A 14,634-nucleotide genomic window follows, 5' to 3' on the forward strand; every position below is an offset into this window, starting at 1 on the left:
CGCCTGGCGGCACGAGGGCTCAGGCCTGCCCACCGTCATCGCCGACGCCGCTCGCCGGGTCAGCGCCCGCGGTGCGCGGCTGGGCGGCGGGCGAGGCCTTCATGTGCTTGAAGGCTTCCATGATATCCATGGGCAGCGGGAAGACGATGGTCGAGGCGTTCTTGTTGCTCATGTCGCTCATCGTCTGCAGGTAGCGCAGTTGCAGGGCCGCTGAATTCTCGGCCATCACGTTGGCGGCTTCGACCAGCTTGCGCGATGCCTGCAGTTCGCCCTCGGCATGGATCACCTTGGCGCGTCGCTCGCGCTCGGCTTCAGCCTGGCGGGCAATCGCGCGTATCATGCTCTCGTCGAGGTCGACATGCTTGATCTCGACGTTGGCCACCTTGATGCCCCAGCCTTCCGCCGAGGTGTCGATGATCTCCTGGATATCGTCGTTGAGCTTGTCGCGCTCGGAGAGCATTTCGTCGAGGTCGTGCTTGCCGAGCACCGAACGCAACGTGGTCTGGGCCAGCTGGCTGGTGGCGCTGGTGAAGTTCTCCACCTGGATGATCGCTTTCTCCGGGTCGACCACCCGGAAATAGAGCACCGCGTTGACCTTCACGGTGACGTTGTCGCGGGAGATCACATCCTGCTCGGGCACATCCATGGTGATCACGCGCAGATCGACCACTTCCATCTTCTGGATACCGGGAATGATGATGATCAACCCTGGGCCCTTCACCGACTGGAATCGGCCAAGGAAGAACACTACACCGCGCTTGTACTCGGGCAGGATACGAATCGATGCGGCGATCAGCATCAACAACAGGACGACGGGTACCAGGTAGGAAAGGATCATGGTCTGTCTCCTTGGCAAGGATATGGCTCGAAACGCGGGACTCACTGGGTCAGCGGTTCGACATCCACCGTCAGGCCCTCGATGGCCACCACCCGCACCCGCTGGCCCTTCGCGAGTGGCGCCTGACTTCGCGCATTCCAGCGCTCGCCCATCAGCTGCACATGGCCACGCCCGGTGAAATCCTCAAGGGCGTGCGCTTCACTGCCCACCAGCTCCTCCTGCCCAGTCTTGGCGGGGCGCCTGCGCAGGCCCATGAAACGGGTCAGGGTCCAGAGCATGAAGCCGGCGGCCAGCAACGCAATACCGCCGATCAGCGGCAACGAAATGCTCAGGTTGTCAGCATCCATCAGAATCACCGAGCCGATCACGAAGGCGACGATACCGCCGATACCCAGGATGCCGAAGCTTGGCATCAGGGCTTCACCCACGATGAGCCCCAGGCCGGCCAGGATCAACGCCAATCCAGCATAGTTGATGGGCAGTACCTGGAAGGCGAACAGCGCCAGCAACAGTGAGATCACGCCAATGGTACCTGGCACCAGGCTGCCGGGATTGGACAACTCGAAGATCAGGCCGTAGAAGCCGATGATCATCAGAAAATAGGCGACATTGGGGTTGGTGATCACCGACAGCAGTTCGGTGCGCCAGTCCGGATCGAAGCGCTCGATGACAAGCTCCGCGGTGGCAAGGGTATGTTCGCCACTCGCCATGACCACCGTGCGACCATCCATCTGTGACAGCAGGTCGTCGAGATCACGCGCCACGATGTCGATGACATTCTGCTCGAGCGCATCGCGCGCCGTCAGGTTGACCGCCTCGCGTACCGCCTGCTCCGCCCAGTCGGCATTGCGGCCATGGCGTTCGGCAAGACTTCTGATCGTGGAGACGGCATCCTCGAGTACCTTGCGCTCCATGGGCGTCTCCCCGCGCCTGGGTTCATCGGCTGACTGGGCTTCGGCATCCTCGCCCTGCCCGCCGGCGGATTCGCTGCTCTGTTCAGGGCTGGATGCCTCGCCATCACCGCCTGCTGAGTCATCGTCCTCGGGCCGATCATCACCAATACCGGGAAAGCCACCGCCCATCTGTACCGGAGTGGCGGAACCCAGGTGCGTAGACGGCGCCATGGCGGCGACATGGCTGCCATACAGCAGGTAGGTGCCAGCACTGGCGGCACGGGCACCACTAGGCGACACGTAGAACGCCACCGGTACGGCGGCGTTGAGCATCTCGCGAATCATCGCGCGCATCGAGGCATCGAGGCCTCCCGGGGTGTCCAGTTGCACCACCACGACCTCGGCGTCGCGCTCGACGGCCTCCTCGAGCCCCCGTGAGAAGTAATCGTGGGTAGCGGGCCCGATGGCACCGTCGATGGTCATCACCAGGGCACTGCGCCCCTCCTGCTGGGCGGTTGCCTGCAGGGCCAAACCAGCTCCCAGCGCGAGACAGGCGAGACTCGCCACCAACAGTAGGCGGCGCATGCCCAAGGCACGACGTGCGATCATGATGATCGACCCTCCATGACGCTGGCTCACTCTTGTGAGTATCGACCATTGGCTTGGTTCATGCAGAGAAGGAAGCGATGATCGGCAGGAAAGAGGTAATGGAACGCCTGGACCTGGACATCAGCGAACGCATCCACCATGAATTGCGTAAGCTGACACGCCAGCGCGGCGACCAATCACCGACCGATGGCTCCACCTGTTTCGATGCACCCCGATAAGGAAACCCCGATGCTGACCCGCCTGATCGCCACCGCGACACCCATCGCCCTGGTGCTGTCGAGTTCTGCGCTCGCCGCCCCCTCTCCTTCCGACTGGCAGGCCGTACTCGATGAGGCCCGGGGCCAGACGGTCTATTGGCATGCCTGGGGAGGCGACTCCCGGGTCAATGACTACATTGGCTGGGTCGACCGCCAGATGCGCGAGCGTTTCGATGTCGAGGTGACGCAGGTCAAGCTCGACGACACCAGTGCCGCCGTGTCGCGGGTGCTCGCCGAGAAGAGTGCCGGCAATCTGGACGATGGCAGTGTCGACCTGATCTGGATCAATGGCGAGAATTTCGCCGCCATGCGCGAGGCCGACCTGCTGTTTGGGCCCTTCAACGAGCAACTGCCCAACTTCGCGCTCACCCATCCCGAGCACAATCCCGAGGTGGTCACCGACTTCACGTTACCCACGCAGGGATACGAATCCCCATGGGGCAAGGCGCAGATCACCTTCTACCACGACAGCGACCAGGTCCCCGAACCGCCGCGCGACATTCGCGCGCTGCTCGAATGGGCCGAGGCCAACCCGGGTCGCTTTACCTACCCACGAATTCCCGATTTCACCGGCAGCACCTTTCTCAAGCAGGTGCTGATCGCGCTGAGCGACGACCCCGAAGCGCTCTACTCCCCTGTCGCCGAGAGTGATTTCGATGACGTGACCGCACCACTCTGGGACTACCTGGACGCCCTGCACCCTCACCTGTGGCGCAGCGGCCGCCAGTTTCCGGGAAGCGGCCCGGAAATGCGCTCGCTGATGGCCGATGGCGAGCTCGACCTGGCGTTCACCTTCACGCCCTCGGAGCCCGCCGCGGCCGTGGCCGACTTCGAGCTGCCCCCCTCCACGCGCAGCTTTGTCCTGGAGGGCGGCACGCTTGGCAACGTGCATTTCGTGGCCATTCCCTTCAATTCGCCACACATGGCCGGCGCCATGGCGGTGGCCAACTTCCTGCTCTCCCCCGAGGCCCAGGCCCACAAGCAATCCCTCGAGGTGTGGGGGGATCGCAGCGTGCTCGACCTCACGCGGCTTGACGAGACGAGCCGCGAGCACTTCGCTAGCCCTGAGGAAAACCCGTCGCTGCTGCCAGCGGGCGCCCTGGGCCAGACCCTGCAGGAGCCGCACCCGAGCTGGATGAATGCCCTGCAGGATGCCTGGCAAACACGCTATGTCGGGCAATGATGCTGCCCCATGCCGCGCATGCCACTAGGACTCGTCCCACCGCTGATCGTGCTGTTGCTGGTCGGCCCGCTGCTTGCCGGGCTGATCATGGCCCTGCTTCCCGCCTTTGGGTATCTGCCGGCGCTTGGCGGCGAGTCGTTCAGCCTGGCGCCATGGCGGGCGTTGTTCGACCAGCCGGGCATCTGGCGTTCGGCGATGTTGAGCCTGGCGAGCGGCCTTGTGACCACCGCCGTGTCGCTTGGCATCGTGCTGTTGTTCCTGGCCTCGGTGTCCGGCACCTGGCTCGACAAGCTGATACAACGACTGGTGTCACCGCTGCTGGCGCTGCCCCATGCCGCCGCCGCCTTCGGGCTGGCCTTCCTGATCGCACCATCGGGGCTGCTGGCTCGCCTGGCTTCACCGGGGCTGACCGGCTGGGAGCGTCCGCCGGATCTGTTGATCGTGCAGGATCCCTGGGGGCTTTCATTGATGGCCGGGCTGATCATCAAGGAAATTCCCTTCCTGTTGTTGATGAGCCTGGCGGCGCTGCCCCAGATCGAGCCCGCACGGCGTGTGGCCATGGCACGCTCGCTGGGCTATCGCCCTACGGTTGCCTGGTTGAAGGTCGTCGTCCCTGCGTTGTATCCGCTGATTCGCCTGCCGGTACTTGCGGTGATTGCCTTTGCCTCGTCGGTGGTGGACGTGGCGATGATTCTCGGCCCCACGCTTCCGCCGACGCTTGCCGTATCGATCCTGACCTGGTTCGGCGACCCCGACCTCAGCCGTCGCTTCATGGCCTCGGCGGGCGCCATTCTGCAACTCGGGGTGACACTTGCCGCCCTGCTCGCCTGGTGGGGACTCGAGTGCCTGGTTCGCCGCCTCGGTCGGCGCTGGATCGAGCGCGGCGGGCGGCGCGCCGGTGACGCGCCGTTGCGCCTGGCGGGCAAAAGCCTGATTTTGCTGGCCACGCTGTCGGCTTTCGTCGGGCTTGGCGGCCTGGCGCTCACGTCGGTTGCCGGATTCTGGCGCTTCCCCTCCGCCCTGCCCGATTCGCTGACCTGGCTGCACTGGCAACGCGCCCTGCCATCACTCGGTGGCCCGGTGCTGTCATCGACGATCATCGCCGTGGTCGCTACCCTGATCGCCACGCTGCTGGCTGTCGCCGCGCTGGAGAAGGAACAACGCCGCGGGCGAACGGCCTCGCGGGCATTATGGCTGCTCTACCTGCCGCTGATCGTGCCCCAGGTCGCCTTCCTGTTCGGCCTGGCGGTAGTCACCGAGAGCCTCGGCGTGACTCCCACCCATGGGCTGGTGATCTTCGGCCACCTGCTGTTCGTGCTGCCCTATGTCTTCCTGTCGCTCTCGGAAGCCTATCGTCGGCTCGATCCACGTTGGTCACAGGTGGCACTATCGCTTGGTGTCACTCGCGGCTCCACCTTCCGCCGAGTCCGCCTGCCGATGCTGCTGGCCCCGTTGCTCACCGCCATGGCGGTGGGCATGGCGGTCAGTATCGGTCAATATCTACCGACCCAGTTGCTGGGCGCCGGTCGTATATCTACCGTGACGACCGAGGCGGTGGCCCTGGCCTCGGGAGGTAATCGCCGGGTCATCGGGGTCTGGGCGATGCTGCAGGCCTGCCTGCCGCTGGCCGGTTTCGTGATGGCCGTGGGCCTGCCACGGCTCATCTGGTCCCATCGTCGCGGCATGCAAGGATCGCCATGAGCGCTTTTCATCACCTCGAGATCGAGCAGCTATCGATTCGGTTGCACGGTAAACCACTGCTGAGCCTCGACACCCGCATCGGCCCAGGTGAGGTACTGACCGTGATGGGCCCCTCGGGATCCGGCAAATCGACGCTGCTTGCCTGGATGGCAGGCTTCATGTCACGCGATTTCGAGGCCAGCGGCCGCCTGCGACTCGACGGACGCGACATCACCGCGCTGCCGCCCGAACGGCGCGGCATCGGCCTGCTGTTCCAGGATCCGATGCTGTTTCCGCATCTTTCGGTGTCCGGCAATCTGCGCTTCGGTATGCCGCGCGCGACGCCGGACAAACAGGCTGCTGCTCAGGACGGCCTGGCGCGTATCGGCCTGGCCGACTTCGGCGCGCGTGACCCGGCCACCCTGTCGGGGGGGCAGCAGTCCCGGGTAGCACTGATGCGCCTGCTGCTCTCGCAACCCCAGGCGGTACTGCTCGACGAGCCATTCTCGAAGCTCGACAGTCACCTGCGTCATGAGATGCGCCAGCTGGTATTTGGCCACCTTCGTGATGCCGGGCTGCCCACCCTGCTGGTCACCCATGACCACCAGGACGCAGAGGACGCCGGTGGCCGGGTGCTCGAACTCGATGCCTGAGGAACCACGCACATGCCATCCCCGATGCTCAACCGATGCGTACACATCCCTTGCCTGCCCGCTTGGCGGCATACATGGCGAGGTCGGCACGACGCATCAGTCCCTCCATATCATCCACCGCGTCTGCCGAAAAATACGACAAGCCGATACTGGCGCTGACCCGCACTTGCCCCGCGGCAAGATGCACCGGCTGCTCGATGGTCTCGATCAACGCCATGGCCTTGCGTTCGGCCATGGCGGCGCTGGTCCCTTCCAGCACCACCACGAACTCATCGCCGCCCAGGCGCGCCACGAAGTCGACTTCTCGCACGGCAACGCGCAGCCGCGAAGCCAACTCGCACAGCAACCTGTCGCCGGCATCGTGGCCCAGGTCGTCGTTGACCGCCTTGAAGCCATCGAGGTCGATGAACATCACCACCATACCCTGGCCGCTGCGGCGGGCTCTCGCCATGGCCTGGGGTACCCGCTCCTGCAGGGCGCGGCGATTGGGCAGCTCCGTCAGCAGATCCTGACGCGCCTCGAGCTCACGCTTGTGTCGCAACTGCAAGCGCTCGGTGATGTCATGCACGAACAACACACGGCGCGGGCCATCGGCCATCTCCAGGCGATGGGTACGAATCTCCACCGGCATCGCGCTGCCATCACGACGTCGAGCGGTGGTCTCGATCAATGAACGGGGAAAATCAGGCACACCATCGGGAAACAGCGTGTCGACGAGCGAGCGCGAAATCGCCAGCTTGCGTGGCCAGTCGAACATCTGCTCGGCGGCCCGGTTCCAGTCGGCGATCCTGTCGTGCTGATCGACACAAATGTAAGCGTCATAGGCGCTTTCGATGATCAGTTCGACCTCGCGCGAGCGCCTTTCGACCTCCGCCTCGAGGTCGCGGTTGAGTGCCGCGAGGGTGGCTTCGGCATGATCGCGCCGCTGGTCCGCCTTGATGATGCGCTCGCGCTGGCGAATCTCGTGGTTGAGCACCTCGGCCAGGTCACCCAGGATCAAAAGCTCCCGCTCGGAAAGCTGCCGGGGACGATGATCCACCACGCACAACGCCCCCAGCGCCAGGCCACCCAAGGAGCGCAGCGGCACCCCAGCATAGAAGCGAATGCCATTCTCGGCCAACACGCCAGGATACTCCCGGAAACGTTCGTCGAGTCTCGCATCCTCGACCACCAATGAACCGTCACCGGCGATGGTGTGGGCGCAGAAGGCTTCCGAGCGAGGCGTGACATCGCCTTCGATGCCCACCTTGGCCTTCAGCCACTGATGGTGCTCGTCGATCAACGTCACCGCCGCCATGGGTACATCCAGGCACCGGGACACCAGGCGTGTGATGCGCTCGAACAGCGGATCATCCCGGGTCGCCTGCAGGTTCAGTGAATGCAGCACCTCCAGGCGTTCATGTTCATTGGCGGGTATCGGATAGGGGAGCATCTGCATGGCCATCGCTCAGGAAATGCGCTCGGCAAGCGCGGTGAGTTCCGTCACCGTCAGGTCCGGTTCGATGCCCCACGGGTCGAAGGGCGCCTCGGGCGCGCGCCGCACCCAGGCGGCATGGAGCCCCGCATGACGCGCACCGATCACGTCGAAGGCATTGCTGGAAACCAGCCAGGTGTCGCCGGGCTCCACGTCCAGGCGCTGGCGCAGGTGAGCGTAGACCACCGGGTCGGGCTTGAAGCGCTTGACCTCATCGACACTGATCACCTGCTCGAAGTGACCGCGCAGGCCAGCCTTGTCGAGCAGGCCATTGACGGCCTCGGCGGTACCGTTGGAGAAGGCCACGCAGCGCACACCATTGGCGGTGAGGCTTGCCAAGGCAGGGGCGGCCTCGGGGAATGCCGGCAGCTTGGCATATACCGACATCAAGTGGTCGAGGTCGATCTCGGAAAGACCTGTCTGCAAGGCATGGTCGATATAGACAAGCGCTTCTCGGGTGCATTGCGAGAAAGGAGCATAGGCGCCCATCAGGCCACGCCGGAAACTGTACTCGAGCTGCTTTTCGCGCCAGCGCCGCGAGAACTCACCGGCAAGCTCGACCCTGCCTTTCCCGGCCAGCAGGGTTTCCAGTTCGACGACCACCCCGTGGGTATCGATCAGCGTTCCATAGACATCGAAGGCCAGTACCGTTGCCATGTCTCTGCTCCATCGCGAGGTATCCCCATAGACTGCGTCAGTCGTTCGCATGAGACAAGTTGGCGAGCCCGATGTTGCATGCAAGGCCTAGTGCTGCCTGTAGACATGACGCCGCCGCGAGGATCCCCCCGCGGCGGCGTATGCGGCACCTGAGTCGGTGGCTCAGGCAGCCTTGATGGCGCCCTCGCGCGTCAACTCGTCGGCCACCTTGTCGACCGCCCGCTTTGCACGCGCGACAATTTCGTCGACCTGGTCACGGGTGGTGATCAGCGGCGGCGCGAAACCGAGGATGTCACCCTGCGGCATGGCACGGGCGATCAGGTTCTCATCGAGCGCTGCGGCGGCGATGCGCGGCCCCACCTTGAGCGCCGGGTCGAAGTGCTCGCGACGCGCCGGGTTGGCGGAGAACTCCAGCGCCGCCAGCATGCCGACGCCACGCGCCTGGCCGACGATCGGATGATCGCCGAAGGCCTTGGCCATCGCCTGTTGCAGATAGGCACCAGTCTCGGCGGCGTTCTCGGTCAGGCCCTCCTTTTCGATGATCTCGAGGTTGGCCAGCGCCGCGGCACAGCCCAGCGCATGGCCGGAGTAGGTCCAGCCGTGGCCGATCGGGCCGTACTCGCCGGTGCCCTGCTCGAGTACCTGCCACACGCGGTCACCGACGATCACCCCGGAGAGCGGCTGGTAGGCACTGGTCAGGCCCTTGGCGACCGTGATCAAGTCCGGTTTGATGTTGTAGAAGTGGCTACCGAAGGCGGCACCGATGCGGCCGAAGCCACACACCACTTCGTCGGCGATCAGCAGGATGTCGTACTTGGCCAGCACCGCCTGGATCTCTTCCCAGTAGCCTTCCGGCGGCGGCACGATACCGCCGGTGCCGAGCACCGGTTCTCCAATGAAGGCGGCCACGGTATCCGGGCCTTCGGCAAGGATCATCTCCTCGAGCTTGCCGGCGCACTGCTTGGAGAACTCACGCTCGGTCATGCCCTGCTGCTCGGCGGCGCGATGGTAGTAGTACGGCGCCTCGGTGTGCAGGATACCGGCCATCGGCAGGTCGAACTGATCGTGAAACGCCTTGAGTCCGGTCAATGAGCCGGTGGCCAGGCCCGAACCATGGTAGCCACGCTGACGGGAGATGACCTTCTTCTTGCGCGGCAGGCCACGCACGTTGTTGTAGTAACGCACGATCTTCAGCTGGGTCTCGTTGGCATCGCTGCCCCCCAGACCGTAATAGATCTTGGACATGCCGGGTCCGTAGAGCGACAGGATCTTCTCCGAAAGCTCGATCTGCGGCTCGTTGGAGTGGCCCACATAGGTGTGATAATAGGAAAGCTCGAGCGCCTGCTTGTAGATGGCCTCGGCGACCTCGGTGCGGCCATAGCCGATATTGACGCAGTACAGGCCGGCGAAACCGTCGATGAACTCGCGGCCGTCCTTGTCGACGATATTGATTCCCTTGCCCCCGGTGATCACACGGCCCGGCGCATCGCCATGGGCGAAGTCACGCAGGTGGGTGGAGGCGTGAAAGGTCACCTTGCGGTCGCGGTTGATCAGGTCCTGATGCTGCTGGCTCATCTCGTTCTCTCTATTGTCTCAAGGCTCCCCGGCGTGCCGCCGGGGAGAAGGATTCAGTCAAATTGGCAAACCATCGTTCTTGGAAGACCATCGCAGTCGGCTGAATTCGCTCGAGGCGGTACCGGCGATTGGCCTTCGAGGGGGCGCTGTGGATACATCCATGTACGCTACCTCGGCCGTCCCTGGTCCTCGGACCCCCTCTCCGACCAGTCCCCGGCTCCTCTCGCTAAGAGCCAATGCCAGTGGACCCAGCCGATAGCGGAAGTGCGACTAGCTCCCGGAGACGGAGCCCAACGCGCCCAGGCAGTAATACTTCGTCTCCAGGTACTCGTCGATGCCGGTGATACCGCCTTCGCGACCCAGTCCCGACTGCTTGACCCCACCGAAAGGCACCGGCGGGCCTGTCATCTTCACGGAATTCACCGAGACCATGCCGTACTCCAGGGCACGCAACAGTTTCCAGATACGGCGGATGTCGTGGGTGTAGACATAGGCGGCGAGACCATACTCGGTGTCGTTGGCCATGTCGATCACCTCATCGTCATCGGCATAGGCCGTCACGCCGGCCACCGGGGCGAAGTTCTCCTCGCGCCACACTTTCATCGAGGGCGTGACACCGGTGAGCAGCACCGGCATGAAGAAGTTCGGCCCAGGCGCCGCGGACTGGTCGCCCGCCACAAGGGTCGCGCCCTGGGAGATGGCGTCGTCGACGATGCTGGATGCCTTGTCAACGGCCTGACGGTGAATCAGCGGCCCCAGGTCCACTTCGCTTTCCAGGCCGTTGCCGATGGTCAGTGCCGACATGCGCTCGACGAAATGCTCGACAAAGGCGTCGTGAATCGACTCGTGCACCAGGATGCGGTTGGCCGCCAGGCAGTCCTGCCCTGCGGTCTGGAACTTGGCCGCCACCGCGGCATAGGCCGCTTCCTTGGGGTCCATGTCCGGGCCGACGATGAATGGGGCGTTGCCCCCCAGCTCCAGCGACACACGCTTGACGGTCGACGCGGACTGCTCCAGCAACAAGCGGCCAACGCGGGTGGAACCGGTGAACGACAGTGCCTTGACGCGTTCCTCCGCGCACAGGATCTTCGACACCTCGGCGGGTTCCCCCAGCACGACATTGAAGATGCCGGCTGGAATCCCGGCGCGCTCGGCAAGCTCGGCAAGGGCCAGGGCAGAGAAAGGCGTCTCGCCGGCCGGCTTGACGATCACCGGGCAGCCGGCGGCCATGGCGGCGGCGGCCTTGCGGGTGATCATCGCCAGCGGGAAGTTCCAGGGCGTGATCAGCGCGGCGATACCCACCGGCTCCTTGAGGGTGCCAAGCGCAGCATTGGGAATATGGCTCGGGATGGTCTCACCGAAGGTACGCTTGCCCTCCTCGGCGAACCAGCGCACGAAGCTGGCACCGTACTCGACCTCGCCACGGGCGTCGGGCAGCGGCTTGCCCTGCTCCAGGGTCATGATCACCGCCAGATCCTCGCGGTTGGCCTGGATCAGGTCGTACCAGGCCAGCAGGCGCTCGCAACGCTCGTCGGCACGCAGCGCGCGCCAGTGCACGAAGGCGGCATCGGCGGCATCCACCGCCTCGCGAATCTGATGGGCCTCGAGCCAGGGGATATGCCCGATCGCCTCGCCGGTGGCGGGGTCGTGCACAGCCTCTTCACGGCCCCCATCGCCATGGGTCCACTTGCCATCGACATAGGCGTACTGACGGAACAGACGCGGATCGTCGAGCGCGTTGGACAAGGTCTTGGACAGTTTCATGCGATACCTCCCCTGACGCACCGGTGCATGGGTCGGCACCGATGTGGAAAAAACGACCGAACCGCCTGAGCGCTCAGCGTCCAGGGCGATTCAATGGGTACAGGGTAAGGGATCCGGCGGGTGGGGACTTTTCGTTAGCCTACGAATCGCATGAGACTTTTTTTGTGGTTGGCGGGGAAGTTAGGGTTTTTTCTGTCGACCTGCCCGCGCGCTCGAGCAGGTCGACAACATGCCTAGCGAAAGCGTCAGCCAGCTTCGGGATTGATCAGAGCCTCTTCGGTGAACACCAGGAGCCCGAGCTCCGGGCGGTAGCCGTGGATCTCGGTGACATCGAGCGCCTGCAGGAAGGCCAGGATCTCCTGGCTGATCACCTGCCCCGGCACCAGTACCGGGAAACCCGGCGGGTAGGGAATCACGAAACTCGCCGAGACCACATCGCGGCCCTCGCGCATCTGCACCTGCAGCTCGCCGTTGTCGAAGCGCAGGTACTCGGTGTTTTCCTCGTCGTAGCTGAGGAAGTAGGCACAGCGAATATCCCCCTGCGGCGTTTCCGGGTGAGGCCGGAAGGCGTCGTGGAAACGGCTGAAGTCGGGAAGCGGCGGTAAATCCTTGGTCAGCGAGTGCACGCGATTCTCGATGATCTTGCGCTCCGGCCGGCTGCTCTCCTCCCAGCGGTATTCGAACTCCTTGGCCAGCTTGATCAGCACATCGAGCAGGTAGGCGATGGAACCACGCGTGGTCCCGATATTGGTCATGAACAGCACGGTATTGCGCGAGGTCTTGTTGATCTGGATACCGTACTTGTTCATCAGGTATTCATTCTTGAAGGCATCGCCATCCACCCCGGTGGCGCCAATGGCAATGGTCACACGGCTGGGGTCGACCACGAATTCGTCACGCGCCCAGGCCTCCTCCATCTGGTTCCAGCCGGTCACCGGGTCGTAGTAGGACTCGACGCCCGATTCACGATACGCCGCGGGCACCATGTCGGCGTTCTTCAGCACCCTGAAGTACTTCTGCAGCAGCGGGTGGGTATAGAGCTGTTCGCGAAGAGTCAGCGCCGCCTCGACCTGGGCATGCACCAGCTCGAAGCCTTCCATCTCGGCCTGCATGCGCCCGACATCCAGCGATGCGACGATCTGGTAGTTGGGCGAGGTCGAGGTGTGGGTCATGTACGCTTCATGGAACGGCGCCTCGACCTTCTGACGGAAGTCCTGATCCCAGACGTGGATCATCGAGCCCTGACGCAGCGAGGTCAGCGTCTTGTGGGTCGAGTGGGTCGCATAGGTACGAATGCGCACCAGGTCGGGGTCCGGCATCAGCCGGCGGTCGAGCCAGGTGGCATCATCGTCCGGGTCGAGCTGGTCGAACTCGGCCTTCCAGGCATCGTACTCCTTGCGATAGGCGTCGCTGCGGTAACGGTCGCGCAGGGATCGCGCGGTATGCATGGCGGTGCGCGGGCGATAGGTCGGGTTGAAGCCGGCAAAGGCGAACCACGCCTCGTCCCACAGGAACACCAGGTCAGGCTTGATCGCCAGGCACTCCTCCATCACCCGGCGCACGTTGTAGACCACACCATCGAAGGTGCAGTTGGTCAAGAGCAGCATCTTGACCTTGTGCAGCTCACCCGCACGCTTGTACTCGAGCAAGGTGCGCTTGATCTCGTGCAACGGCACCGCGCCGTACATCGAATAATCGTCAAGGGGATAGGAGTCAAGGTAGCTGACATGGGCGCCGGCCAGCACCATGCCGTAGTGATGCGACTTGTGGCAGTCGCGGTCGATCAGCACGATGTCGCGGGGCTTGATCAGCGCCTGCACGACGATCTTGTTGGCGGTGGAGGTACCATTGGTGACGAAGAAGCTCTGCCGGGCCCCGAACGCGCGTGCGGCATACTCCTGCGCCTTCTTGATCGGCCCGTAGGGTTGCAACAGCGAATCCAGCCCCCCGGAGGTCGCCGAGGTCTCGGCGAGAAAGATATTGATGCCGTAGAAGTCGATCATCTGGCCCGCCCAGTGGGAGCGGGTGACCGACTTTCCGCGCGAGATCGGCATGGCATGGAAGACCCCGGTGGGCTTCTTGCTGTACTCGCGCAGGGCGTCGAAAAACGGCGTCCGGTAGCGGTTGTCGATGGCGCGCAGGATGGTGTGGTGCTGCTCGATGTAGTCGGTCTCGCGATAGAAGATCCGGTTGAAGAAACGGATGTCCTGGCTGGCCGTGGCTTCCACATCACCGCTGGTGACCAGGAACTGATCAATCTCGGGACGCAGTTCATGAATCATCGAGCTGAGCAGGATGCTGCGCTCGGCCTCGGACTGATTCTCGAGCTCCTTTTCGGACAACCCCTCGAGGTAGTTGCGCAGCGCACTAAGGTTGTACTTCGACTTATACGGGAACTCGTAGCGAATCAGGCAGGCCTGGATGTTCGGATTGACCAGTACCGCGATCAAGGCATCCTCGAAGCTTCGCACCGTGACCACGTCGTAGACGAACTTGTCCTCCGGGCGGCGCATGTTGTGGAACGCCTCGCGAACCACCTCCTCTTCCTGCACCGAGAGGTTATCGACGATCAGCAACTCGAAGTAGGGCTGGGCCGAGCTGTTGGACGCTGGATGGCCACGCCGCAGCTGGTTGAGCGCATCCAGGGTCTCCAGGTCCTCGGCATCGGCATCGGTCTCGCTCAGGTCGACATGGCGGCGACGGTAGGACTCACTGATCAGCGCGCGTACCAGGCGCTTGACCACCTTCTCGAGCAGGGTGTACTCCTCGCGGTCGAACAGCGACCACAGATGGCGGTAGTCCTCCTTGGAGGGAAAGGCATGGTAATCCTCGATGATCTCCAGGCGCGTCAGCTTTACGTCGATGGCCTTGATCAGGTTCTTGGAACGGGTTTCGTTACCCATCTTGACCAGTTGGCCAAGGTCGCGCTTCAAAGCGTTCCAGGTATCGGCCCGCAGTTGCGAGATCTTGTGATAGAAGCCCAGCGCCGTGTAGGGCGTTTCGGTTTGACTGCTCTCTTGCATGGCGACACCCGTCCTGGTTCTTGGTTGT

10 protein-coding genes are annotated in these 14,634 nt (G+C 63.7%); 3 read left to right on the forward strand and 7 right to left on the reverse strand.

Annotation, left to right across the window (positions count from 1 at the left end; genetic code table 11):
* Positions 1 to 19: 19 nt before the first annotated feature.
* Together C6V82_RS10485 and C6V82_RS10490 are read right to left on the reverse strand one after the other, a co-directional pair.
* A complete protein-coding gene (locus tag C6V82_RS10485; protein ID WP_102588251.1) occupies positions 20 to 838 on the reverse strand; it encodes a slipin family protein in 819 nt (272 codons plus the stop codon).
* Positions 839 to 879: 41 nt separating this feature from the next.
* A complete protein-coding gene (locus tag C6V82_RS10490) occupies positions 880 to 2,340 on the reverse strand; it encodes an NfeD family protein (RefSeq protein ID WP_229843162.1) in 1,461 nt (486 codons plus the stop codon).
* 228 nt (positions 2,341 to 2,568) lie between these two features.
* Here C6V82_RS10490 and C6V82_RS10495 point away from each other — a divergent pair, with 228 nt between their 5' ends.
* The 3 genes from C6V82_RS10495 to C6V82_RS10505 are packed head-to-tail and all read left to right on the forward strand — an operon-like array spanning position 2,569 to position 6,113.
* Positions 2,569 to 3,780, forward strand: a complete 1,212-nt coding sequence (locus C6V82_RS10495) for an ABC transporter substrate-binding protein (protein ID WP_102588250.1) — start codon at positions 2,569 to 2,571, stop codon at positions 3,778 to 3,780.
* 18 nt (positions 3,781 to 3,798) lie between these two features.
* Complete coding sequence (locus C6V82_RS10500) at positions 3,799 to 5,481, forward strand: ABC transporter permease (RefSeq protein WP_102588364.1); 1,683 nt, start codon at positions 3,799 to 3,801, stop codon at positions 5,479 to 5,481.
* Positions 5,478 to 6,113 carry an ATP-binding cassette domain-containing protein gene (locus C6V82_RS10505; RefSeq protein ID WP_102588249.1) on the forward strand — a complete coding sequence of 212 codons (636 nt, stop codon included), beginning with the start codon at positions 5,478 to 5,480 and terminating at the stop codon, positions 6,111 to 6,113. Before C6V82_RS10500 ends, C6V82_RS10505 begins: the two co-directional genes overlap by 4 nt.
* A 28-nt stretch (positions 6,114 to 6,141) precedes the next feature.
* Here the strand turns inward: C6V82_RS10505 and C6V82_RS10510 are convergent, their stop codons facing one another.
* The 5 genes from C6V82_RS10510 to C6V82_RS10530 form a co-directional block, all read right to left on the reverse strand.
* Positions 6,142 to 7,551, reverse strand: coding sequence for a diguanylate cyclase domain-containing protein (locus C6V82_RS10510; protein WP_180978281.1), 1,410 nt, complete (start codon positions 7,549 to 7,551; stop codon positions 6,142 to 6,144).
* Positions 7,552 to 7,560: 9 nt separating this feature from the next.
* A complete protein-coding gene (locus tag C6V82_RS10515) occupies positions 7,561 to 8,244 on the reverse strand; it encodes a haloacid dehalogenase type II (protein WP_102588247.1) in 684 nt (227 codons plus the stop codon).
* A gap of 162 nt (positions 8,245 to 8,406) precedes the next feature.
* On the reverse strand, positions 8,407 to 9,819 hold the full coding sequence (locus tag C6V82_RS10520; RefSeq protein WP_102588246.1) for an aminotransferase: 1,413 nt from the start codon (positions 9,817 to 9,819) through the stop codon (positions 8,407 to 8,409).
* Positions 9,820 to 10,089: 270 nt separating this feature from the next.
* Positions 10,090 to 11,583: an NAD-dependent succinate-semialdehyde dehydrogenase gene (locus C6V82_RS10525; RefSeq protein ID WP_102588245.1), complete on the reverse strand. Its 1,494-nt coding sequence runs from the start codon at positions 11,581 to 11,583 to the stop codon at positions 10,090 to 10,092.
* Between the two features lie 245 nt (positions 11,584 to 11,828).
* The gene (locus tag C6V82_RS10530) at positions 11,829 to 14,606 is read right to left on the reverse strand and encodes an aminotransferase class I/II-fold pyridoxal phosphate-dependent enzyme (protein WP_102588244.1); all 2,778 of its coding nucleotides are present in this window, start codon (positions 14,604 to 14,606) and stop codon (positions 11,829 to 11,831) included.
* Positions 14,607 to 14,634 lie beyond the last annotated feature (28 nt).

It is taken from the genome of Halomonas urumqiensis, from assembly GCF_003028575.1.
Taxonomy (GTDB): Bacteria; Pseudomonadota; Gammaproteobacteria; order Pseudomonadales; family Halomonadaceae; genus Halomonas; species Halomonas urumqiensis.

Excerpts from the sequence above, each read along its gene's own strand:
- C6V82_RS10530 (WP_102588244.1), bottom strand. The coding sequence starts at position 14,606 with ATGCAAGAGAGCAGTCAAACCGAAACGCCCTACACGGCGCTGGGCTTC.
- C6V82_RS10490 (WP_229843162.1), bottom strand. The coding sequence starts at position 2,340 with ATGATCGCACGTCGTGCCTTGGGCATGCGCCGCCTACTGTTGGTGGCG.
- C6V82_RS10510 (WP_180978281.1), bottom strand. The coding sequence starts at position 7,551 with ATGCAGATGCTCCCCTATCCGATACCCGCCAATGAACATGAACGCCTG.
- C6V82_RS10500 (WP_102588364.1), top strand. The coding sequence starts at position 3,799 with ATGCCACTAGGACTCGTCCCACCGCTGATCGTGCTGTTGCTGGTCGGC.
- C6V82_RS10520 (WP_102588246.1), bottom strand. The coding sequence starts at position 9,819 with ATGAGCCAGCAGCATCAGGACCTGATCAACCGCGACCGCAAGGTGACC.
- C6V82_RS10515 (WP_102588247.1), bottom strand. The coding sequence starts at position 8,244 with ATGGCAACGGTACTGGCCTTCGATGTCTATGGAACGCTGATCGATACC.
- C6V82_RS10485 (WP_102588251.1), bottom strand. The coding sequence starts at position 838 with ATGATCCTTTCCTACCTGGTACCCGTCGTCCTGTTGTTGATGCTGATC.
- C6V82_RS10495 (WP_102588250.1), top strand. The coding sequence starts at position 2,569 with ATGCTGACCCGCCTGATCGCCACCGCGACACCCATCGCCCTGGTGCTG.
- C6V82_RS10505 (WP_102588249.1), top strand. The coding sequence starts at position 5,478 with ATGAGCGCTTTTCATCACCTCGAGATCGAGCAGCTATCGATTCGGTTG.
- C6V82_RS10525 (WP_102588245.1), bottom strand. The coding sequence starts at position 11,583 with ATGAAACTGTCCAAGACCTTGTCCAACGCGCTCGACGATCCGCGTCTG.